This window comes from Psychrobacter sp. 1Y10 (assembly GCF_052259005.1).
Lineage (GTDB): Bacteria > Pseudomonadota > Gammaproteobacteria > Pseudomonadales > Moraxellaceae > Psychrobacter > Psychrobacter saeujeotis.
This window is the reverse complement of record NZ_JBQQES010000003.1, coordinates 131,692-154,900: the sequence shown is the minus strand read 5'-3', so window position 1 is coordinate 154,900 and position 23,209 is coordinate 131,692. Positions and strand designations below refer to the sequence as shown.

14 protein-coding genes are annotated in these 23,209 nt (G+C 41.5%); 5 read left to right on the top strand and 9 right to left on the bottom strand.

Annotated elements, in window-relative coordinates:
• Positions 1 to 125: 125 nt before the first annotated feature.
• The 5 genes from ACTXGH_RS06385 to ACTXGH_RS06365 form a co-directional block, all read right to left on the bottom strand.
• The gene (locus ACTXGH_RS06385) at positions 126 to 2,234 is read right to left on the bottom strand and encodes a hypothetical protein (protein ID WP_439260724.1); all 2,109 of its coding nucleotides are present in this window, start codon (positions 2,232 to 2,234) and stop codon (positions 126 to 128) included.
• Between the two features lie 47 nt (positions 2,235 to 2,281).
• Positions 2,282 to 2,746: a hypothetical protein gene (locus ACTXGH_RS06380; RefSeq protein ID WP_299216135.1), complete on the bottom strand. Its 465-nt coding sequence runs from the start codon at positions 2,744 to 2,746 to the stop codon at positions 2,282 to 2,284.
• Between the two features lie 244 nt (positions 2,747 to 2,990).
• The gene (locus ACTXGH_RS06375; RefSeq protein WP_439296004.1) at positions 2,991 to 5,081 is read right to left on the bottom strand and encodes a hypothetical protein; all 2,091 of its coding nucleotides are present in this window, start codon (positions 5,079 to 5,081) and stop codon (positions 2,991 to 2,993) included.
• A gap of 512 nt (positions 5,082 to 5,593) precedes the next feature.
• Complete coding sequence (locus ACTXGH_RS06370; protein WP_439296003.1) at positions 5,594 to 7,639, bottom strand: hypothetical protein; 2,046 nt, start codon at positions 7,637 to 7,639, stop codon at positions 5,594 to 5,596.
• Positions 7,640 to 7,682: 43 nt separating this feature from the next.
• Positions 7,683 to 8,153 carry a hypothetical protein gene (locus ACTXGH_RS06365; protein ID WP_439296002.1) on the bottom strand — a complete coding sequence of 157 codons (471 nt, stop codon included), beginning with the start codon at positions 8,151 to 8,153 and terminating at the stop codon, positions 7,683 to 7,685.
• 940 nt (positions 8,154 to 9,093) lie between these two features.
• Here ACTXGH_RS06365 and aceE point away from each other — a divergent pair.
• On the top strand, positions 9,094 to 11,910 hold the full coding sequence (gene aceE, locus ACTXGH_RS06360; protein ID WP_299216120.1) for a pyruvate dehydrogenase (acetyl-transferring), homodimeric type: 2,817 nt from the start codon (positions 9,094 to 9,096) through the stop codon (positions 11,908 to 11,910).
• A 24-nt stretch (positions 11,911 to 11,934) separates the two neighbouring features.
• On the top strand, positions 11,935 to 13,677 hold the full coding sequence (locus ACTXGH_RS06355; protein WP_439296001.1) for a 2-oxo acid dehydrogenase subunit E2: 1,743 nt from the start codon (positions 11,935 to 11,937) through the stop codon (positions 13,675 to 13,677).
• A gap of 157 nt (positions 13,678 to 13,834) precedes the next feature.
• Here the strand turns inward: ACTXGH_RS06355 and ACTXGH_RS06350 are convergent, their stop codons facing one another.
• On the bottom strand, positions 13,835 to 14,467 hold the full coding sequence (locus tag ACTXGH_RS06350; protein WP_439260729.1) for an OmpW/AlkL family protein: 633 nt from the start codon (positions 14,465 to 14,467) through the stop codon (positions 13,835 to 13,837).
• 824 nt (positions 14,468 to 15,291) lie between these two features.
• On the opposite strand from ACTXGH_RS06350, the gene ACTXGH_RS06345 reads away from it, so the two are divergent.
• Positions 15,292 to 16,272: an ion transporter gene (locus tag ACTXGH_RS06345; protein ID WP_299216111.1), complete on the top strand. Its 981-nt coding sequence runs from the start codon at positions 15,292 to 15,294 to the stop codon at positions 16,270 to 16,272.
• A 26-nt stretch (positions 16,273 to 16,298) separates the two neighbouring features.
• Here the strand turns inward: ACTXGH_RS06345 and ACTXGH_RS06340 are convergent, their stop codons facing one another.
• The 3 genes from ACTXGH_RS06340 to ACTXGH_RS06330 all read right to left on the bottom strand — a co-directional run bounded on the left by ACTXGH_RS06340 (position 16,299) and on the right by ACTXGH_RS06330 (position 21,067).
• Entirely contained in the window at positions 16,299 to 16,955 is a 657-nt protein-coding gene (locus ACTXGH_RS06340) for a TerD family protein (RefSeq protein WP_439260730.1), read from the bottom strand.
• 41 nt (positions 16,956 to 16,996) lie between these two features.
• Entirely contained in the window at positions 16,997 to 18,130 is a 1,134-nt protein-coding gene (locus tag ACTXGH_RS06335; protein ID WP_439260731.1) for a helix-turn-helix transcriptional regulator, read from the bottom strand.
• Positions 18,131 to 18,361: 231 nt separating this feature from the next.
• The gene (locus ACTXGH_RS06330; RefSeq protein ID WP_439296000.1) at positions 18,362 to 21,067 is read right to left on the bottom strand and encodes an AAA family ATPase; all 2,706 of its coding nucleotides are present in this window, start codon (positions 21,065 to 21,067) and stop codon (positions 18,362 to 18,364) included.
• Positions 21,068 to 21,357: 290 nt separating this feature from the next.
• Between ACTXGH_RS06330 and rsmG the strand changes: the two genes are divergently transcribed.
• Together rsmG and ACTXGH_RS06320 are read left to right on the top strand one after the other, a co-directional pair.
• Entirely contained in the window at positions 21,358 to 22,074 is a 717-nt protein-coding gene (rsmG, locus tag ACTXGH_RS06325; protein WP_439295999.1) for a 16S rRNA (guanine(527)-N(7))-methyltransferase RsmG, read from the top strand.
• A 229-nt stretch (positions 22,075 to 22,303) separates the two neighbouring features.
• Positions 22,304 to 23,083: a ParA family protein gene (locus tag ACTXGH_RS06320; RefSeq protein WP_439295998.1), complete on the top strand. Its 780-nt coding sequence runs from the start codon at positions 22,304 to 22,306 to the stop codon at positions 23,081 to 23,083.
• The last annotated feature ends 126 nt before the right edge of the window (positions 23,084 to 23,209 follow it).

The following is a 23,209-nucleotide window of genomic DNA, read 5'->3' as shown; positions in this document are numbered from 1 at the left end:
TCAAATCCAAAAACATAGGGATTGTCTTTGCTTACTTGTAGAGTAATCTAAGCAAAGACAATTTTTGCGTTATCTATAATCTAATTACAGATAACGGTATATAAAAATAAATAATTTACACAATGTTAAATTGAGCCAGGAGCAGCGCCGTCAGGATTAATTTTTACTGAAAATATAAGTGCTGCATACTTCTGTGGGTCTAAGCTTGGTACCGTACCGCTAATAGCAGTAGAGCCTGCCGCTGCACCATAAGTGTTGTTTGCAGGTGAGTCATTTGCATCGTCTACTTCAGCAAGTTTGACTGCAAAAGCAGGAGTAGTGCTAGAGGTCAGTACTTGAGCCTTGTTATTAAAGCGAGCAGTAGTATCCGTTATGATCAGATCGGTGAAGTTAAATCGTGCATCCGACGCTGCAAAGTTATTAAACGCTGTGATCTTATAAACGATACAGTCGCCAGGCTTAGCACCGACATCAGCCTGCGTAAAGACTAGCGACGCATTAGCATCGCAAGTCTCATTTAATGCTTGTTGTTTCACCAGTTTGAGACCTTTGACTACAGTCGTGTTTTCAACAGAGCGCGCACCTGTAGAAGGAGCGTCTTGCCCGCCAACGACTAACGTAACTGTGGTTTTTTCGGTTGAGTCAATAACGGCTTGTGTAGACTCTACTTTATAGTTGATGGTGACACTTGAGTTCGGAGCCATACCAGTCCATGCTGCTCCGCCATTTTTAGGGACGGCCGTACTGAGATCATAATCACCGTTACCGTCTTTTGTGACAGTGTAGGTAACATTAGCAGTGGCTGGGTTATCGTCAGCGTCGTATACCACTTCTACCGTGTTCGGTATTTGAGTGATTTGGTCATTGGCACCTTCAGTGATGGTAAACTTAATCTCACCGAGTTGATCGCCTTCGGTCTCTCTACCTGTATTTCTGATGACAGCTGAATGTGTGACTTGTGTGGTGTCGTCAGTAGTAGTTGGAATACCTCTGGTAGTAGGTGCTGTTATGCTAACAGCACGCTGGTTTGCGACTAAGGGGGCCGCTGAGTCACTACCAGTAGTTGTGCTAACAGTACCGTTCGTGACTTCGCTATCATCAGCAGCTGGATAGAAGTTGGCAGTGTTTTGCTTGGTGTCAGTGCTATCTGTCGTGTCGTAGATGGTCTGGTTTTCACCAAGATTGAGGGTGACAGAAGCATGATTAATGATGTTTTTTGGGTCAGCAAGTGGTTCGGCTTGATCTTTTTGCACATCGAACGTGATAGTGGCTGTTTCACCTGGCGCTAAATTCAGGAGAGTAACTCTGATACTATCGTTTGAATCACTAGTACCTTTACCTTCATTACCCGGTACGATAGTCGCATTATTACTCACACTTAGATTTGGCTGATCTGCTAAACGTAAGCCTTCTGGTAAGCCATCAAAGACAACAATGTTGTTGGCAGCGGCAGCGTAAGGAGCAGTATCGTCATTACGAACCGTTACGGTATAAGTAACCTTAGAGCTTGGATCATTCAAGTTTAGGGTACTGTTTACCTTACTGGTGATTTTGAACACAGCTACTTTAGTAATACTGTTGTCAATGTTCGTCAGTGTCGCTTTGGTAGTATCAGCACCTGTAAAGAATTCACTGGTTGCTGATAATGTTAGATTCTGTGAGTCACCACCGACGTTTCCAGCTGTTTTTGCTGCGATTGAAATGTCAGCATGTTCATTAGGTTTAAGAGTAATATTGGTGTCTTGAAACACAGTGCCAGTAACAGTGGTTGTGCTCTTTAAAGAGTCATCTGCATTATAGATAGTGTAGGTAACATTAGTCGTGTCCAAATCGTATGAGCTGGCATCTTGCGGGCTACCTGGAATAGTACCGCCTTGAGCCAAGTTAAGCTTAAAAGTGTCCTCTACGTTACCTGTGTTGGTTAACGTATGGCTAAAAGTCACTCGACCTTTAGGCGTTACGGGCAAGTCACGGTTATAGTCATCGGCGCTATTACCATCATCGTTTTTAGCCGTTAAACTAAAAGCTGCACTTTGTGTGATGTTGACAGTTACTGGATTGGACTGAACGGCCGTTTGCGCGACAGTGCCTATCTTATACGTTGCACTTGCTACGTTTTTAATAGTAGGGGTCGATGCAGCTGTGGATTCAGCGGCATTAGCGACATTAGTTATGCCAAAAGCTGCTGCAATACCGACTGTTAATACTGAGTATTTAAAGATACTGGATTCCATCCAGAGATTCTCCTGAGTAAAAAAATGAAAAGCTAAGGTCAAAGGGTTTATTTAACGGAGGTATTAAGTGATACGTCAGCTGACTTATTTGCAGGAAGTAATTTGATATTCCAGCGCAGGGCTTTGTATTCAGATAATGGAACCTTGACGACTTTGCCATCTACTTTACGCATAAGCGGCATATCAGCATAATTTTTGCCATCGATAGTCGCTTGTGCACTGTTTGGTTTTGCATCACCAGTGAATGTCATGCTGGCAGGGATAGGCAGGGTTACAGCGACATCACTAATAGGCTGATCGATGATATTGGTATAAGTGGCGCGGTATTGAACGGTTTCACCTTTCTGAGCATTTGACGCTGCGATATAGTTGAACTTACCATCAGCGGTTTTGACAACTTTATTAGCCTGTAACTCCATCTTTAGTGCATCCGCTGCATAAGATATATTGATTAGACATGCAGACACCGTAGTGGCAACAAGAGCATGGCGTAAAAATTGAAATGATTTCATATCATGTTCCTCGTTTGGATAATATCTACATGCAATATTCTTGCCAACTTATAAAAATATAAGTAAAAACAATTGTTTACTATAAGTGCTAGCGGCTTTTTCTACATTTTTATTCTTACAAAAAATTTATAAGTAAACACTAAAGAACCGATAAACGACGTTTATCGGTTCTTTAATGGATATAAGAGAATATTTAACAAGCTATAGCTTTAGTTTTCCAAAGTAGTAATCGATAAAAGCTTATTTATGGGGTTGTATTTTTGGCGCCATATTTGGTGTTGAAATATAAAGTAGCTTTGGTCGGCTCTGTCGAGGATGCAGACGTTTTTAATAAATTAAAACTATCAGATATGATGGTGCCGTTTTGGCCCATAGGCGCTGACGTATTGGTACTTTTAAATACTGATGAAGGGTTCCCTAGCGGTTTGGGTAGATTAAAGATTGACTCAACAGGAGTGCGCTGTAAAGAGTCGTTGATACTAACCTCATTTAAGTCAACGTGACCACGGTTATACGCTTCCAATTTATAAGCGATACAGTTACCTGGCTCGACATCATTGGCAGAATTGGTACTAAATCCTGTCGTTGGTTGATTGGTAGTGGCAACATTGGGATAGCTGAGCGCGCTGTCACAAGTGTGCACATATTGTGATTTTTTAAGTACCAGTGCGGTGTTGTCTGCTTTTACTTCACCAAAATCAAGATTGCGTGTGATATTGCCTGAGCTGTCCTTTTCGGTTTTGTAATTATAAACATTGGTGACTAGTGCAACTTCTTTAGTATTCACAGTCGTATCTTCACTATATTCCCAAGAGCTTGGCTCAGTTTCGATTAAGCACACTTTTGATCTACCCACTAGCGCATTTGGACTAACACTGAAACTATACCTACCAGTATTGGCTGCTGCACTTGAAACCGTTTGTGGATTTGGTGAGGTAGATACGATATTGTTGCCATTGCAGTCAGTCAGCCTGATTCGTAAACCACTGTCAAAAATACCTGATTCATTGTTGTCAAAGACACCATTGTAGTAATTGCTATTACTCGTAAAAGTAGTCGAAATGTCTTGCTTGGTATTGGCGTTAGCGATGATGCCACCATTGTCATTAAAAACGATACCTGCAAATGTATAACTCAACGGAACAGATGGACTATTGGTGATAGTACAAGTAATCTCGTCGCCATAAGCGGCATTAGCAAGGGTAAATGAACGCGTTTTTGCCGCTGCGTTGTAGTTCATCGCGGTCGTGGGCATGATAGTTGTGCTGCCAGTCATTGCATTACTACATGTATAAGCTGCGTTATAAGTGACGATATCGCCGTTATTTAGATTGTTTGTGACCCGCTCAGTAATGGTATAAGTAGTATTGGTTGCCAGATCTACGACGCCACTATTATCATTAGTAACGACTTGTCCTGAACCAGTCGTTTCAAACGTTTTTAGTGATGTGGCACTATTGTTGACACTGATCGAAAACTGATCGCGATTGATATTAGTGTCATTAACGCGATTGCCATCAAGCTGTTTTTTGACAATAAGTTTGGGAGGCGCTAGGCAGAAGTAGAAGTCTGAATAGCCAATAGCATGAGGGCTATTTCTTTGCGTGAACGTATTGCTATGCTTTAAATTGAGAAGAGCATCAGCAATGTTATAATTCCAAGCAGCGTCAATAGTACATTCTCCACTACCACAGTTCAGTCCTTCACGCGCTCTTACGATATTATTGGCAGTATTAATAGTGTGATAATTGGCATTAGCAGTCAGTTGTCCTTTATTAGCAGAGACATCGACTTGTTCGATATAGGGCACTTGACCAGAGCTGCCAGTTGAATCCAAATCTTGTATTTTATAACCGATTTTACTCACTGACCGATTAACGCTAATATCTAAAGTATGATTAATTCTGGTAGCAGGGGAGTTGTGAATCAAATTAATTGCTGAGGTGGTAGCACCGTTAAGAGATCCATAAATCGGAGGCGTGCCGCCATAGTTACTATTTAAATCTAAAAGCAGCGGAAAATTGATCAAAAAAGTCTTATTACCAGATGATTCTACAAAGGTAAAAGTATTGGAAGGATTGCCCGTCGTCCAATTAAGGGTTTGCGAATTAATCGGACTATACGCTGGTGGGTTTGCGCCAATGTAATACATCTTATGATTCGAAGGACAGCTACCTACTGCGGAGTTTGGAGTCGTTGTCGGCAAAAAGGGATTGGCCTGTACGTTCTGACTGTGTGCGCTTAGCCCTATGAACAGCATGGTAGATGTCGTTAAACCAAGCGCTATTCGAGCACTGATGTATGTTCTATAAATAGTATGGCTGCTTTCTTGCATCTTATTCTCTCGAGGCTAAATTCACTTTAAACATCGTAATACTGAATGATCAAAGTGTTTGTGTCGTAGACGGTAGATTGGCAATTATTAAAGGAAAAAAGTCGCCAAATTCAAATAACTTATGCAAGATATAGGTGCAAGATATATGCCATAAACTAAATATTGACTTAAGTTGACATTAACGACGGTTAGCCTAACTAAATAAGCTAAATTAAATTTAGAAATATAAAGTTAAGTAGAATTACAGCAGTTTGTTTGCTGAAAATTGGCACGTTACGCAAAATCGGTTACGCAAACCTGAAATGTGAGCTTATATTCTGAAAAGAGTATATGTATAACAAAGTGATAGGTTATAAGTACCGATAAAAGCTAGGTAGGAGATTGTGGTTGAAAAACGGACGTTAAAAAATAGGAGTCAGGAAACTAAAGTTGGCGCTACCTTAATATGCGATTAAGGTAGCGCTTTGAGTCTTAAATATAATATGTCTTAGATACAATATATGAGAATTGAGTTAAGGTTGGTTAGTACCTGTCTGAGATATTTTGGCAGAGAAATAAATAGTGCCTGTTTCATTTGCAGCTAAGTTATCGAATGTAGCGACTAAGTTTGGCTTACTATAAGTTGCTGTAGCTGCAAGTGAACTTCCTGATGTCTCAGAACTAAAGTCTTTTTCATACTCGATTTTAGGTGTCTCTAACGTGTCTGTTACTATTAGACCGCTAATCACGTTAGTTGCATCGGTAAAAGTGTTTTCTGCAGTAATTTTATAATAAACGCAGTTGCCAGGCTTGGCTTCACCACCACTGATAGGGTCACTTGTCCAGCTAAGGGTAGTCAAATCTGCTTTACAGGCGGCTACTGCCTGATACTTGAGTAGACTGACGCCTTTCATAGTAGTAGTCGAGCTCACACTGGTGTTAGCAGGGGCAGGGGTGCCAGCAACTGGGCCTTGTGGCAATACAGTAATAGCCATGGTTTCAGAGTCATCGATATTATTTGTGCCACCTGCAAGGTTACTGCCTGAACCATTTGTATTTACTGTTACACCGATCTTTACAAACTCATCAGGCGCTAGGCCAGCCTTGGCTGCTTTATTAAGATCATATCCCTTATCCGTTTTGGTCAAAACAGTTTCGCCACTATCATAGCTACCATTATCATTGGCATCGACAAACACTTCTGCTTCATTGATAGTAATGTTGGCATCATCAACAGTTGGGACAACTGTAAAGTAAACTTTATCAGGACTAGCAGCTTCGGTGATATCTGTCCCTTTATTAGTGATGGTATAGATATAAGTATTGTTTTGGCTGATGAGGGCAACTTCTTTGTCTAGAGTATTGCTCTTAACCGTCAAATTACGAGTCTGGCTACTGGTAGTAATAGTAGCGTTAGAGTTGCTATCTTTACCTTTGTAATTAGTAGCAGTGGTATCTTCGTAGGTTTTTTCAGAGACTGACGTATCTGCATCATCACCTGAGCTGTCAACAAGATCAAAAGAACCATTGCCATCAACATCATCTTCAACGAGTGCATAATTGGTGATATTGGTACCAGTAGCCGGCGTAGTCGTATCTTTTTTTGCACGGAAAGTCACGGTAATGGTCTCATTCATTTTGATATCTTGACCAATAACCGTTATCTCTTTGCCAGTGGTTGAAATATTTGCATCTTTAGCTGTACTTGTACCAGAGGCGACTACGGTAGGCGCTATATAGTTGTCTTCTCCAGTCTTTATAGCCACCAAACCTGCAGGTAAGGCGTCAGTAATTTTGACTGCTGTACCATCGATATTACCTTCGTTTTTCACAGTAATCGTATAGTCAACATAGGCGTTGGCATTGTTGGTATCGAATATCTTATTGTTAAGATTGGTGGTCGCAGACTTAGTAATGGCATAGACAGGGGTGATTGTAATAGCGTTATTGGTATTGGTCGCTCTTTTATCTGCTGTCGTCTGACCTTTATCTGTAAGATATTTACTGGCCGCGATTACCATAAAGGAGGTATTATGACCAATAACCCGATCACTATTTGATGTGGCAGTAATAGTAATATCAGCAGTTTGGCCTGGTTTAAGCGTTATCTTACCACCGATTGCAATGGTCTCAGAGTTACCAACATTGGTGGTACCTTCTTTTATTTGGTATTTAATGATAACGCTAACAGGCAAATTGTCTGATGGTTTAAATAGGTAGATGGTATAGGTATCAGAGATATTACCGTCGTTACTGAGCGTATGGCTAAAGTCCACAGAAGAGCCAGAGCTGGGGGTCGCTTCAATATTTTCATTTATATTGTCACCAATGGTGCCATCATCGTTTTTGGCAACTAAGCTAAACGCGCCTGTTTCAGTCACATTGACGACGACTTCATTTGACTCGGCTTTCTGCTCAGTCGTATTGTTGGCGACAGTATAAGTAGCCGTTGCCTTGTTCGTCACAGAAAAAGCATTCTCTTCGTCATATACTACATCAGCAGCGTTTGCAGCAGTCATACTCATAGCGGCTACAATACCAGCTGTTAATACTGAACGTTTGAACATAGTGGTTTTCATATAAAGAATCTCCTAAAAGTATTGCAAAAAGTGGTTAAAATTATTAATTGATAATAGTATTGAGAGATACGTCTGCCAGTTTGTTGGCAGGAAGCCATTTAATATTCCAGCGTAATGCTTTATATTCGGTCAATGGTACCCTGACGGCTTTGCCATCTACTTTGCGTATAAGTGGTATATCTGCATAGTTTTTACCGTCGATAGTCGCTTGCGCACTTTTTGGTTGTGCTTCACCAGTAAAGGTCATATTGGCAGGAATAGGCAGGGTTACAGCGACATTACTAATTGGCTGACTGATAGTATTGGTATAGGTGGCACGGTATTGTACGGTCTCACCCTTTTGAGCGTTTGATGCAACGACATAACGAGCTTTGCCATCAGCATTTTTTATAATTTTAGTAGCTTGTAGTTCCATCTTTAATGCATCAGCTGCTTGAGCGGTATGAAAGAACGCTGTAGATACTATCGTGGTTGTCATTAGTATTCTTAGATAACGTTTGGCAGCTATAATCATAATTAACTCCTTTCTCGACTTGTTGATACCGGCATTACAAAAGCCTTGATATGGTGTAAATCTAGCTTTTCTGAAAATACGAATAACTTTATTGCCTTTCTACAGACAAAAGGTATACGTACATTTCATGTTGTAAAATGTATATTTATATTAATAAGACTCGTTAAGTGTCTTTATATAGTTAATAAAGAATATAAACGCAAATTACTGCTATTGCGCCCGAAATCAGATGGATGGAGTTTTGGACTTGTTAAGCGGTAGCGGTTAAAAATCAACCTTATTTAAGTTTTTATTATCAATATTGGGTTCATAGTTCTTTAATTAAAATGATAAAAAGTAAAAATTTAGTTAGATCAAATATAGCTACTACAATTTTCTTTTTTGAATAATGCTACAACCGTTTGCCGCTTGCTCTTTGTTCGATACTAAGGCAGCATTGTTGGCTATAACCCCACCAAATTATTGCTGGTTGACTTGACACGATGAAAATTCCGTCAACTATAGAATAAATACAGTGGATGTCTAAGTATCATTAAGATATAGATACAAAGAACGAAACGTATATTTTGCTAACATTTTAAAAAAAACTAATCGCTATTTATTTACAAAATACTTGTTATGTTGTCATTTCTCTACAGCCATAAACATTTAAGTAATAAGCGCTTATAATGGATGCCTATAATTATTTTATGATCATACCTATAGACATTTTGAGTATGGTTGACAACTGATTTTAACAATCAAAGTAAATATATGATTGATATTGTATTTGTGCTTATTGTTTGTTCAATTACAAAAAAAATTTTTCATATACTTGCATAGGACAATGGAGTGCTTGAGCGCAGCAAGGACGTCGTAAAGTAACCCATCTCTCATCACATATTATTTAATAACCCCCTACCATAAGGTGGGAATGACTGATATAAAAGGACAAACAAAGATGAATTATTATAAGGATGCTGATAGCACCGAAACGCAAGAATGGTTGGATGCGTTTGAGTCCGTCATCAAGCACGCTGATAAAGACCGTGCCCAATTTTTGTTAAAAGCGCTGTATAACATGGGCGTACAAGAAGGCCTACCATTTAATCGCCTTGATACTGCTTATATCAACACCATTGCGGTTGAAGACGAGCCAATGTATCCCGGCGATTTAAGTATTGAGCGTAAGATTCGCGCCTTGATTCGTTACAATGCCTTGGCAATGGTAATGCGCGCTAATAAAAACGATGACGATTTGGGTGGTCACTTGGCCTCATTTGCGTCTAGTGCGACGCTTTATGAGACTGGTTTTAACCATTTCTTCCGCGCTGCTAGTGACCACTTCGGTGGTGATATGATTTACTATCAAGGTCACTCAGCACCTGGTATTTATGCCCGCTCTTATTTAGAAGGTCGTCTGACTGAAGAGCAACTTGATAACTTTCGCCGCGAAGTAGGTGGCAAAGGTCTATCTAGCTATCCACATCCATATTTGATGCCGGACTACTGGCAGTTCCCAACCGTCTCGATGGGTCTGGGTCCGATCATGTCAATTTATCATGCGCATGTGCATCGCTATATGGAAAACCGTAAATTGCTTGAAAAAGAAGGCCGTAAGATTTGGGCATTCTTAGGCGATGGTGAAACCGATGAGCCAGAAAGCTTGGGTGCCATCTCACTTGCTGGCCGTGAAAAGCTTGATAATCTGATTTGGGTCGTCAACTGTAACTTACAGCGTCTTGATGGTCCGGTACGTGGTAACGGCAAAATCATCCAAGAGCTAGAGTCTGTATTCCGCGGTGCTGGCTGGCGAGTGATTAAGGTTATCTGGGGTGGTAATTGGGATAGTCTACTTGCTAATGATGATACTGGTGTGCTGAAACATCGTATGGAAGAAGCAGTCGATGGCGAATATCAGCTTTATGAAGCCCGAACGCCTGACTTCACTCGCGAACATTTCTTTAATAAATATCCTGAATTAAAAGAAATGGCAGATGAATTAACGGATGAGGATCTCTCACGTTTGAACCGTGGTGGTCACGATCCTATGAAAGTGTATGCTGCATTTAGTGAGGCCATGAAAACCAAAGGTCAGCCAACCGTTGTATTGGTTAAGACAGTTAAAGGTTATGGTTTATCCACCACCCAAGCGGTCAATAAATCACATCAAGTTAAGAAGCTTGATCAAGAAGCGTTGGTGTATTTCCGTGATCGTTTTGATTTGCCATTTACCGATGAGCAACTAGAGACCCTGCCATTTTATCGCCCTGAAGAAGGTTCAGCGGAGATGAAGTATCTCAAAGGTCGCCGTGAAGCGTTGGGTGGTCATTTGCCAAATCGCCGTAGTGGTCATATCCCGCTTAATATTCCTGAGTTATCGATTTTTGATCGTGTGCTACAAGGCAGTAAAGGTAAAGAGCAATCGACTACCATGGTATTTGTACGTCTATTATCAGCAATGTTAAAGAATAAAGACATTCAAGACCGTGTAGTGCCAATTGTACCTGATGAAGCGCGTACCTTTGGTTTAGAAGGTATGTTCCGTCAATTGGGTATTTATTCTGCCGTTGGACAAAAGTACACGCCAGAAGATAGTGAAGCCTTGATGGGCTATAAAGAAGCCATCGATGGTCATATGTTAGAAGAAGGTATCAATGAAGCGGGTGCGATGAGTGCATGGATTGCTTTGGCAACCAGTTATTCTGTCAATGCGCTGCCGATGATTCCGATGTATATTTACTACTCAATGTTTGGTTTCCAACGCATTGGTGATTTGGCTTGGGCGGCAGGCGATTGTCAGGCTCAAGGCTTCTTATTGGGTGCAACTGCTGGTCGTACTACCTTAAACGGTGAAGGTTTGCAGCATCAAGATGGCCATTCGCAGTTACTATTTAATGTGGTACCTAATTGCGTGACTTATGATCCTTGCTTTGGTTATGAGCTGGCAGTAGTGATGCATGATGGTCTGCGCCGAATGTATGGCGAAGGTGAGCGTGTTTACTACTACTTGACCTTAATGAATGAGAACTATGAGCAACCTGCGATGCCTGAAGGAAGTGAGGAAGGTATTAAACGTGGTATGTACTTGCTTGAAGACAATGGTTCAACTCAAGTTCAGCTGTTAGGTTCTGGTGTGATCTTGCGTGAAGTCCAAAAAGCATCAAAAATACTAAAAGATGAGTTTAATATCACATCTAACGTATGGAGCGTGACCAGCTTTAATGAGTTGACTCGTGATGGTATGGCTTGTGATGATTACAACCGTTTGCATCCTATGGAAGAAGAAAAAGTCTCATGGGTAACAGAGCAGCTTGCGCCGCACGAAGGTATCGTAGTCGCTGCAACTGATTATATGCGTAATTATTCAGAGCAAATCCGTGCATGGTTACCAGATAACCGTCCTTACACCACGCTTGGTACAGATGGCTTTGGACGTTCAGACACGCGTGAGCAACTACGTAGTTTCTTCCACGTTGATGCAGCCCATATTGTAGTAGCTACACTCAAATGCTTGGCAGATGAGGGCGAAGTTGAGATGCGTTTGGTAAAAGATGCTATTTCAAGCTTTGGTATTGAAGTAGATCAGCCGCCAGCATGGCAGCAACAGCCTTATTATGATCATTTCCCAGATGCACCAGCTCCAGCATCTGATAATGTCCACCCGAAACCTGTACCTGAGTTTGTCGGTGAAGACGATGACGAAATCAGTAATGAAGGCCGTGCTGAAGATCAAGCCGATGCCAATTTACTCAATGATGGTGACGTCAAAGAATAATACCTATAGACAAGGAGAGAAAGGATGGAAATTAAAGCCCCCGATTTGGGTGTCGATAGTGCCGAAGTCAGTGAAATTATGGTACAGGTTGGCGACATCATCGAAAAAGACGATAATATCGTTTTATTAGAATCAGACAAGGCCTCGGTAGAAGTACCGAGCTCTGCTGCTGGTAAAGTGATTAAGGTTAGTGTTGCTGTTGGTGATCAAGTTAGCGAAGGTATGGTACTTATCGAGCTTGAAAGTGATGCGGCAGACGCAACAGATAATAACAGCCAAGACAAATCTGACTCAAATAAAGACAGTGAGGCAAGTAAAGATAGCGATGAAGGTAGTAAAGAGCCAGAAGCTAAGCCTACTGCTGAAGAATCAAGTGAGTCTGAAAGTAATGACAAGCCTGCAGCTACAGCGTCAGGATCGGCGTCTACCTATCAATTACCAGACTTAGGCGTTGATGAAGCACAAGTAGCTGAAATTATGGTTAGTGTGGGCGATACGGTTACCGCTGATCAGTCAATATTACTAATTGAGTCTGATAAAGCCTCGGTCGAAGTGCCAGCACCAGAAGATGGTAAGATTGAAAAAATCTTGGTACAAGCGGGTGACATGGTCGCCAATGGTCAAGACTTTATTATCATCGTTGGTAGTGGCACGAGTGATAGTAGTGACGAGCCTAAAGCCGCCGCATCAACGACTTCTGAAACGGCACGTCCAAATAAGCAAGCTTCGCAAACGTCAGGTGAACCTAAGCAAGCGCCGGTTAAAGCAGATGCTGATAAAGCGAGTGCTGCTACAAATACAGCAAGCAACAAGTTAAGTGAAGCTGAAGTTAACGAAAAATCAGCAGAAGTATATGCCGGACCTGCTGTTCGCAAGCTTGCTCGCGAACTGGGTGTAGACATTACCAACGTAACTGGTACTGCGCTAAATGATCGTATCTTAAAAGAAGATCTGTTCGCACATGTCAATAAGCTGATGACCAACAAACAGCAGGTCGCATCAGCTAGTGATGGTAGTACGCGTGCAAGTTTGCCTGCACTGCCAGACATGAGTAATACTGAAATTTGGGGCGAGACTGAAATACAAGACCTTACTCGTCTACAAAAGGTCTCGATACCGCAGCTTAATTACAATACCTACCTGCCGCAGGTTACTCAGTTTGATGTATCAGATATTACAGAGACTGAAAAGCTACGTGGCGAGCTAAAAGGCGGTATGAAAAAAGAAGGTATTGGTCTGACTATTCTAGCCTTCATCGTTAAAGCAACTGCCTATGCGCTTACTCAGCATCCGCGTTTTAACAGTCATCTAAGTGATGATAATACGCAAATTATCTTGCGTAAAAGCGTCAATATGGGTATTGCAGTAGCGACTGACGACGGTCTGATTGTGCCAGTGATTAAAAATGCGCAAGACAAAGGCATCAAGCAAATTGCGATTGAGATCGGCGAGCTGGCTGTAAAAGCGCGTGATAAAAAGCTTAGCACCAAGGACTTGCAAGGGGCTAGCTTTACGATTTCGAGCCAAGGTGTTTTGGGTGGAACGTCATTTACGCCATTGGTCAATTGGCCACAAGTAGGTATATTGGGTGCTTCTGAAGCAACAATGCAGCCGCGCTGGAATGCGGATAAGCAGACCTTTGAGCCGCGCTTGATGCTACCATTATCATTATCTTATGATCACCGCGTGATTAATGGTGCTGATGCGGCCGTATTTACTCGTTATGTTGCAAGTTTATTGGCTGACCCGCGTCGTATCTTGCTATAGAAAAGCTCATTGAGTAGTTATGAGTAGTATGTTTAAAAGATCGTCTACGGGCGGTCTTTTTTATGGTATTGATATTTTTACACCAATCATCAGACACAAAAAAGCCAGCAATCAAGCTGGCTTTTAAGGTGTATCTTTATCTTATGGCTGCGCTAATTTAGAACTGTTTAACGAAAGCTACGCCATATACCCAAGGACTGATGTCTACTTCACCAATGTCAGTGCCGTTTAAGCTAGCATCTGTTTTAATATCCATGTAACGAGCGTCAATACGGAAAGACTCTGTCTCTGCAAATGGAATATCAAGACCAATATGACCGGCGATACCAACGCTATCATCTAACTCTAAATCGTTGCCATTACCAAGATAGATTCTTTCTTTAAAGAAAGTCGTGTAGTTAACACCAACACCAACAAATGGTTTTACGTTCATTGGCATGTTATAGCCATCGAAGTGATACTGTACAGATAGAGTAGGCGGTAAATGCTGAGTTTTACCTTCAATTTCATTATCATTAGCATCAGTTAAAGTGATGTCATGATGAAACGGAACAGCAGCTAGCAATTCAACCCCGATATTGTTTGCAACAAAGTACTCGCCGCTGACCGTTGGACGAATATCGCTGTCTACATCTACAGAGTAGGCATCATTTAATACTGTACCGTTATCGCTTTTTGGATCAACCATATGGGCGCCAGCAGCAACGGTCCAAGTACCAGCAGGGACAGCAAAAGCAGTAGTCATGGTAAGTGCAGTAGCAGTTGCTAAAACTAGGGATTGTAGTTTCATCGGGTGGTTCCTTGAACTAATAAATGATGGAAAGTAAGTATTCAATGAGGGATTACATTAATTACTTATAAGGAATAATCACACTTATTTTATAAAATGTAACTAACTTGTTTCATTATAATACATATCCCTTACTAAGAGTAGGGCTGTGAAGCGTAATAAGCAAAATACCTGATATATGGTAGTAAATAAGTCTTTAATAGTGAATAACGTCTATTATCTAACCAATAGTATCCAAATATTATTTATAACGTGAAAAGTTAGAAGTAGAATAAGTCTTTAGGATTTATGCAAATTATCTGTGGTAACAGATAAAAGAGTGTTATAGGCTATATATATTGATTTTAGTCGTTATTCTATATTCTTATCTAATATAGATAAGAACATTTTAGACAACGAAAAGATCTATTAAAGTATTTTTATAAAGTAGTACAAGTGACAGGAGCGACAATATATTTATGACTGGCTATTGTAGTAATTCTCCTATGCGTTGTACAAACGCATATTCATTGATTATATTGAATCAAGCTGATAACAGCTGTTCTGAATGCGGGTTATCACTGGTGCCTGCAGCAAGCTCGAGTAGTAGCTCTCGGATGGAACTACAGTTTTTGCATATAAGTTTGGCTATTACTATTATGTTACTACTGGCTTTGATATATATATCGTATGCAAATTTTGTATGATTGATTCGTTTATTGTAGAAGCGACCTTATTCTTCTATACGTAAAATACGTATGTCTGTTCGCTCGTTTAATAAATTAACGATTATATTTTTTACTTTTTATTCATTCAATCACGGTATTTTACCGCATAGGGACGGCATGCTATTCCAATCTATACGGCGCCTGCGTCACTTTGTATATGATGTCTTGCAAAATGATGATCACGATACCTTATTTAGTCGTTATGTTGATTATTTTTTAATTTTTTTGATCATGACCAACGTTGCAGCAGTGATTGCTGAGTCTGTTGATCAATGGTATTACCCTTATCAAGAATACTTTACGTTGTTTGAAAATTTCTCAATTGTGGTGTTCTCTATTGAGTATTTATTACGTTTTTGGAGTGTGGCTGAAGCCAAGCCAGATAATACTACTTGGCGTCAACGCTGGGAGTGGATAAAAAGTCCATCAGCTTTGATCGATTTGATAGCGATTGTTCCTGCATTTTTAAACTTCTTTGTCAGCTTCGATCTGCGTTTTCTTAGAATCCTACGTCTGTTTAGAATCCTAAAGCTCACACGTTATTTTGCCTCAATGCGTATCTTACTAGTTGTTATTAGTAAAGAAAAAGGCTCATTCCAAGCCGTCATTTTTATTTTGATAATTATGATTGTAACGGCATCTAGCGGTATTTATTTAGTAGAAAACCATGCACAGCCAGAAGAGTTTGAATCGATACCCAAAGCGATGTGGTGGGCTGTTGTCACACTTACAACTGTCGGTTATGGCGATGTGACGCCAATTACCAATGCAGGTAAGATATTAGGGGCAATCATTACTATTTTAGGTGTGGGTCTGGCAGCATTACCAGCTGGTATTTTGGCAACAGGTCTCGCCAATGAGCTTGCCCAGCGACGAGATGAGCTTGAGCAACACTTTCGCGAACAGCTAGTAGATGGTGATTTTGACTTAGTGCAAAACCAAGTGATGATTGATAAGATTCGCCGTGAGCTTGGATTGGATAAAGAGCAAGCACAAGATATTGTGTTGCAAGTCCTACGTGAACAAGAGCTTGAGCGCCGCGAACAAGAAGTGCGCAAAAAGAATTTTTGTCCTAATTGCGGAGAGCCATTGGAATAGCGTTTTTCTTGATAACATTGTGAGCTTTAATTGGTGGTATGCAGTGCTGGGATGGGCAAAGCACGTGCAAGCTCATGTGCAACTTGTTGAGCTGCTTTTTGTAGGTCAGTTTCAGAGAGTGGAAGATTTTGTAAGGTTAAGTGCCAATCATCAATATCACGGCGCAAACCTGCGACCCAAACTGCACTGCAATCACGTGGCAGTTGCTTGAGATTGACCTTAAAAGCGTAGTTGCCTTCGTCGTCGCTTAGATGGATCTCACCGGCCTCTATCTTGCCAAAAGGTTCGCCATGATATGAGCTTGCAAGCAACCCTATATGACTGATATGAGATGGAACCTTATCTAGATACAGACGGATCTGTTCTTGATCCATTGGCGCATTGTACAACGCTTGCTCACCACGATCTTTGCCATTGAGACTATCGCCTTGATGACGGATAGACTCAGCTTTATCGCGCAGTTGTTTAAACCAGACCATATCACTGATCGTACAATTCTCGTCGTATAGTATGCAAGCAATATCGATATCCATTGCGCTTTGACTCTTTTTAAAGCGCTTCATTATACCTTTGGATTCGGTTTTAGTAAATTCGTAATTGAGCGAAAAAAACAACATATCGGCAGTCAAGCCCAACGTGCTTAAGCTTTTTGAAAGTAGGGGTGATGAGGCGGTAGATGACATGGTATTCCTTTTTTTTACTCAAACTTTTATTGATTATTTTGTTACTCATTGTCTGATGTTTTGTCCAAGACTACTTGATAAAGAAGCGGCGGCTTGGCCTCTAATAAGCCTTTTCCAAAACCGCGCAGCCACCAAACCAGTTGTGAGGTCAGATTAACGGTCGCATGAATCGTTAAAGTTTCATCGTCATTAAACACCACGATTTGATCGTCACTCAGCTTACTTTCTGTTAGACTTTTGCCAGCCCTTTTGGTAAAGCGCAGTTCAATAGGGGTATTTTTACCTCGATCAGGCAGCTGACTCAATAGGGGATGTGTAAAGCCCATGCTACCGGCGTCCAGATAGCTGTCTAAGTGAAAATCATTTGGTGTTACTGCAGTGCTATCTAGTATTTCAACACTAGCAAATCGATGCAGCGCAAAGGTACGGATAATGGCTTTTGGATCATCAGTTCGAGTGGCGAGCAAATAAATAATCACGCCACGTTGAATGATAGCAATAGGATTTAAGACATACTCACTGGCCTCTGACTTGTTACTGCGTGTATAACAGGCTTTAATCTGTAGTTGATAAAACAGCGCATGATAAATATTGTCTTTACTGTCCAAATCAATATGCGGCGCAATTAATGGCTGAGTTGCTGTTTCAATGCGTACGCGATCTATCCATGAGTGCGTGACTTTGCTATTTTTAAGCTGTCGCCGTGCCAGATCAAACCATGGGAATAGCTCATCTAAAATAGCTGGCGGAAGTAGCTGAGTAAGATTTGCTTCCACCATATTAAAGGCAACCGCTTGCGATAAATTCATATGTGGTAAGCTTTGCAGCGGAGCGTCGTCTTTCCAGCGCCAGCCTTGCGGGTTGGCATTATTTTTTTCAATTGGAAAACGTTTGGCCAAAGCGTTCAAATCTCTTTGTACTGTACGTAAGCTGATATCGAACCCAGCAAGCTTGAGCTGCTCATAAATATGTGTCGTGCCCACCCAGCGGTTGCGCTGGAGCTGTGACAACACTTGCCATTGCCGCGCAGTAGTCGCCGCTCCATGACGGCTAGCCGCTGTATCGTTCGCTACATTCTCCGTTTCTTCGGTAGCTGATAAAACAGGCTGTACTGTCTGCTCATCAGGAGCGTTAGAGGTAGAGAGTTCTGTTGCGTTAGCGTTTTGCGCAGTCATTGAGAGATAACCTATATAGAGTCTGTCATAAACAGTAACATGTTAAAACATAGCCTGCTTGGCATAAAAGACGTTTATCATCGCAGAAAATAGCTTAAGCGTCTAGAAGGTTTAAGTTTGGCTTTTGAAGATTGTCATCCAGCAATCTTCTGAATGATTTTAGCGAAAGAGTTTTAACACAAAGTATGAATGCAAATGATTGCCGAAGAGGACGATACTCGGTTTGCGTCATCATTGACCGTCATCAGCGTTCTCGCTTTTACGCTGTTTTTGTTTATCCTTTTTCTTACGACGTTTAGATTTACGTTTCTTGTTGGCTTTCTTTTTGGATTCTTTTTCTTCAATAGGCTCACATGTATCTTGATTATCGTCCCATATCATCAATCGGCGCAAGACTTTACCAAATAAAGTATCTTTACGATAACGACCTTTTTTATTCATTGTATCGATAGGCAAGCCTGTCATCAGTGTCAAGGCTTCACTAATCGTATGCACGCCATAAATAGAAAAGCTGCCTGCCTTGACCGCAGCAATAATATCGTCTCGCAACATCAATTGGCTGACATTGGCCATTGGTATTACTACCCCTTGTTGACCTGTCATACCTTGCTCGCGACAAGCATCAAAAAATCCTGCAATTTTGGCATTTATGCCGCCGACGGCCTGCACCTCACCCAACTGATTCATAGAGCCTGTAATAGCAAAGGATTGGTTGATAGGTACATTCGCTAAAGCTGAGAAGAGCGCACAAGCTTCACTGACTGTCGCGCTATCGCCATCAATATGAGCGTAGCTTTGTTCAAAGGCTAGGGAGGCACTAAAATTTAGCGCATGATGTTGGCTAAATAGCGCACGCAAATAGCTGGTCATAATCAACATACCTTTAGCATGTAAACTGCCGCCCAAATCGACATCACGCTCGATATCGAGAATCTCACCAGTACCAATGTTGGGTTGAATCAAAGCAGTAAGACGTGCTGGCATGCCAAACTCACTATCAGCATAGCTGACAACAGTAAGGGCGTTGACTTGACCGACAGCCTCTCCTTGAGTATTGATGAGCTGTTGGCCGTTTTTTAGCTCATCCCAGTATAGATCACGCAAGTATCCTGAGCGCTCATCCATATCACTGATGGCTTGGACGACATGACTGGCATCGACGATGCTCTTTTCATTGAGGCGTGCATGACGGTTCGACTCGTGTAAGAGCTTGATGAGGCGGTCACTGTGCAGGCTAAGACGGTCTTGATCTTCAGCTTGTAAGCTTAAATGCTCAAGAAGAGTAGTTTGTGCGCTATTGTCAAAAGGATATAGGTTGGCATAATCGATAATATCCGCCATTTTGGCGACCAACGCTAGCTCATGCTCAGCTGTACGTGTCACATCATCATGGAAGTCAGCACGAACTTTGAACACAGCATCAAATTCTGGCTCTAGCTCCAGTAGTTCATAATATAAATCTGCTTCTCCAAGCAAAATCACTTTAACATCAAGATCGATTGGCATCGGTGCTAGTGATAAACTGCCTGTTAAAGTCAGCATTTGCTCAAGACTAGACAACTTGATTTTACGTGATTGTAGAGCGCGTTTTAGACCTTGCCAAGCATAGGGGTGCTCAAGTACGTGACTGGCCTCAAGCAGCAGGTAACCGCCATTTGCTCGGTGTAGTGCGCCAGCTCTTATCATACTGACATCGGTAGTCACTGTGCCCAATTGGGTAATTTGCTCGACATGTCCCAATAAATTAAGATGAGTAGGCAGATCTTCAAAGATGACTGGCACGCCGCTTTCAGGCTCATGATTTACCATGATATTGACAGCGTATCGGCTAGGGGTAGTCGCTAGTACAGCAGGAGTAAACTCTTCATCATCGCCATTAACAATATGTTCGACATGGGTCACCATATCATCGAATATCGCATTAAGATAATTCATAACAGCTGGTAGGTTAGCAAACTGCTCCTGTATGGGAGCAAATAAGGGTTGTAACGCACGGCGAGCAATACTACGATGTAACGCTTCTATTGCGTCATTCGCTTCATCTTCTAGCTTTTCTAAAGCGATAGTGAGCTGGCTAAGACGCTTTTGCATGTGATTTTTTTGTGTAAAGCCATGCAGCTCAGACTCATAATCACTTTGTGTGGCAGTATTTCTTGGCTCAGTCGTCTCGGTGGATGTGGATTTAGAGGTAGTAGATGTCGTTTTATCATTTTCCTCTATAGGCAATTGGCTTGGATGCACAAACATCGCTTTATTATCAACTGCGCGAAACGTCAACGCCAAGTCGTATTGTTTACCTTCAGCATTTAGGGCGTCGTAAGCAAGACTCTCCTTTTGGTGCGTGTCGTTTTTTATCGCCTCGATCTTACTTTGATATTGGTCACTACGAAAACGTTGACTGAGACGTTTTTTTGCCTGTGTCCATAAGTCGCTAATTTGCTGTTGTAATAATACCGCTTGTCCAGCAGGCAACCGTATCGCTAGAGGGGTACGAGGGTCAGTAAAATTGTGCACGTAGACCCAGTCGTCTGGTGTGGGTGCATCCATAGCGATGTGCTGTAAGAAACGGCTGATAATGGTACGTTTACCAAGCCCATTTTCGCCAGCGGCAAAGACGTGATAGCCACTAGCTTTTATATCCAGTGCAGTGTGCAAGGCTTTGAGCGCACGCTTTTGCCCAAAACCAATGTCCAAATCGGGCGCAGTACGGGTGTCAGTAGGCAGGATATCAGCAGCACTATAACGTTTCAATTGCTTGGCGGCGATAAGACAGCGTTGATCAACTGCTCTAAATATCGGATGGGGTAATGAAGTATCTTGTTTGTCATCTGTGTGCTTCGCTTTTACTGATATAGGATCTGTCACAACAGTAGGTGTCGTCATCAGGTCAATATCGTCTGAAAGTTGCATTGTAGAGGCAATCGGCTGTTCGGTCATAGGCGTATGGTCATTTATCATGTAATAGTTTAAAAGGTGATAAGTTTTAATAACGATATCTTACAAGATATCTTAGTATTTTGAGTCATACGAACATAATACTAGAGTAGGTAATAACAAAACGGCAATCCTATATAAAGACATAAAAAATAAAAAGATAAGGGAATAACCCTCTAATCTTAGCGCTGATAGTATAAGATGATGGACATTAGCGCAATCTGCAACTATTCAATATGTGGCCTGCATGATAAAATAGAAGGTTCACATGCCAAAACTGGATGATTCGCCATATGTCAGCTTCTGCTAAAACCTCTTTACCTTCTACGAGCATGAGTAATACAAACATAGATGCTGCTGGTTTTACAAAACTTGGTAAGCAGTTGCCATTGCTTGCTGATATTTTGGCTCAAGCAGTGCAAGAGCTGGGTCTAACGTTGAGCCAAACGCAGCAGCGCACGTTATTATTGTACTTAGATCAGCTTTTACTATGGAATAAAGCGTATAATCTGACCGCGATTACGGATCCAGTCGAAGCCTTAATTAAGCATGTCATTGATTGTCTGGCTATTATACCGCATTTGCCTCAAGGGTCGCTGCTAGATATCGGTACAGGAGCGGGGTTGCCTGCAGTTATTATCGCGATTTGTCAGCCTGAACGCTCATGTACTGCACTCGATAGCAATCAGAAAAAGATTCGTTTTATCAAGCAAATTAGTAGTGAGCTTGGTTTGAGTAACGTGCAACCAATTGCTGCACGTATTGAAGCACATGAAACGACTTATGAAGTGGTCACTTCTAGAGCTTTTGCAAGCTTAACAGACTTTGTTGAAGTGGCGCAGTCGCGATTGGCGAATGGTGGTCGTTTGTGCGCTATGAAAGGCAAAATGCCAACGGATGATGAGCTACAAGTTTTAGAAGAAAAATGGCAAATCAAAACCGTTATTCTTGATGTGCCACGTTTACATGATAGTCGTCATTTGATTGAATTGTCTGCCAAAAATGACTAAGCTATGAGCACATTAATAACTGGGCGACATTTGGCATGGTCAGCTCGGTGTATATTTAACACAATGGCTAAAACGTGAGACCTTAATCTTAAGGTTTTCGTGTGATATTTTGCGTAAATTATAATAAAATTACGAACAGATTTTTTGTGAAACATGACAATAAGAATGTAAAACGAAAGTTTATTAAAGCGAAAACGAGCAACAGACCTTAATCAAATTGAGTAAGTGTATGGAAATCATAGCAATTGCAAATCAAAAGGGTGGCGTTGGTAAAACGACCACGGCGGTAAATTTGACTGCCAGTTTGGCGGCGAAGCGTAAGCGCGTACTGCTGATTGATTTGGATCCACAAGGTAATGCTACTAGTGGTACTGGTATTGATAAAAATGATTTAGAATTGACAATAGCAGATGTGCTACTTGATGATGTCTCATTACAAGATGCGACTGTTATGAGTCCGGCAGGTTTTGATGTGATTGGAGCCAATCGTGAGTTGGCAGGTATGGATGTCACATTAATGGGGCAAACCAACAGTCATGAGCTATTGCAGACTGCAATGACCAATTTAGTAGAGGCTCAGTCCAGCTCTAAAAAAGGACCCTACGATTATGTCATTATGGATTGCGCGCCAAGTTTAAACCTGTTAACAATCAATGCTTTGGTAGCCACTGATGGCGTCATTATTCCGATGCAATGCGAGTATTATGCATTAGAAGGTTTGGCTGATTTATCGCAAACGATTGAACGCTTAACCGAGCTCAACCCTAAACTGTATATTCGAGGGGTTGTAAGAACGTTGTTTGATGCACGCAACACGTTAGCGCGCGATGTGTCTGCCGAACTCGAAGCTCATTTTGGCGACATTATGTACAAAACTCATATCCCAAGAAACATTCGCTTGGCCGAAGCGCCTGCGCATGGACTACCAGTGATTGCCTATGAAAGATGGTCAAAAGGGGCGCGCGCGTATCAAAAACTGGCAGCTGAAGTTATCAAGCAAAGCCGTTAGCAGAGGCTAAAATTAAGAAGATATAGCAAACGTAATCATCAGCTAGCTGAGCGATAAAGTACTAAGTTGCGTATTTATCAGTGAGCATTTATTAATAAACATTTGGCTTTTATTTAGCGTTAGAGG

Coding starts and splice junctions, on each gene's coding strand:
- ACTXGH_RS06355 (WP_439296001.1), top strand. CDS start 11,935: ATGGAAATTAAAGCCCCCGATTTGGGTGTCGATAGTGCCGAAGTCAGT.
- ACTXGH_RS06330 (WP_439296000.1), bottom strand. CDS start 21,067: ATGACCGAACAGCCGATTGCCTCTACAATGCAACTTTCAGACGATATT.
- ACTXGH_RS06375 (WP_439296004.1), bottom strand. CDS start 5,081: ATGCAAGAAAGCAGCCATACTATTTATAGAACATACATCAGTGCTCGA.
- ACTXGH_RS06340 (WP_439260730.1), bottom strand. CDS start 16,955: ATGTCATCTACCGCCTCATCACCCCTACTTTCAAAAAGCTTAAGCACG.
- rsmG (WP_439295999.1), top strand. CDS start 21,358: ATGTCAGCTTCTGCTAAAACCTCTTTACCTTCTACGAGCATGAGTAAT.
- ACTXGH_RS06365 (WP_439296002.1), bottom strand. CDS start 8,153: ATGATTATAGCTGCCAAACGTTATCTAAGAATACTAATGACAACCACG.
- ACTXGH_RS06335 (WP_439260731.1), bottom strand. CDS start 18,130: ATGACTGCGCAAAACGCTAACGCAACAGAACTCTCTACCTCTAACGCT.
- ACTXGH_RS06320 (WP_439295998.1), top strand. CDS start 22,304: ATGGAAATCATAGCAATTGCAAATCAAAAGGGTGGCGTTGGTAAAACG.
- aceE (WP_299216120.1), top strand. CDS start 9,094: ATGAATTATTATAAGGATGCTGATAGCACCGAAACGCAAGAATGGTTG.
- ACTXGH_RS06385 (WP_439260724.1), bottom strand. CDS start 2,234: ATGGAATCCAGTATCTTTAAATACTCAGTATTAACAGTCGGTATTGCA.
- ACTXGH_RS06380 (WP_299216135.1), bottom strand. CDS start 2,746: ATGAAATCATTTCAATTTTTACGCCATGCTCTTGTTGCCACTACGGTG.
- ACTXGH_RS06345 (WP_299216111.1), top strand. CDS start 15,292: ATGCTATTCCAATCTATACGGCGCCTGCGTCACTTTGTATATGATGTC.
- ACTXGH_RS06350 (WP_439260729.1), bottom strand. CDS start 14,467: ATGAAACTACAATCCCTAGTTTTAGCAACTGCTACTGCACTTACCATG.
- ACTXGH_RS06370 (WP_439296003.1), bottom strand. CDS start 7,639: ATGAAAACCACTATGTTCAAACGTTCAGTATTAACAGCTGGTATTGTA.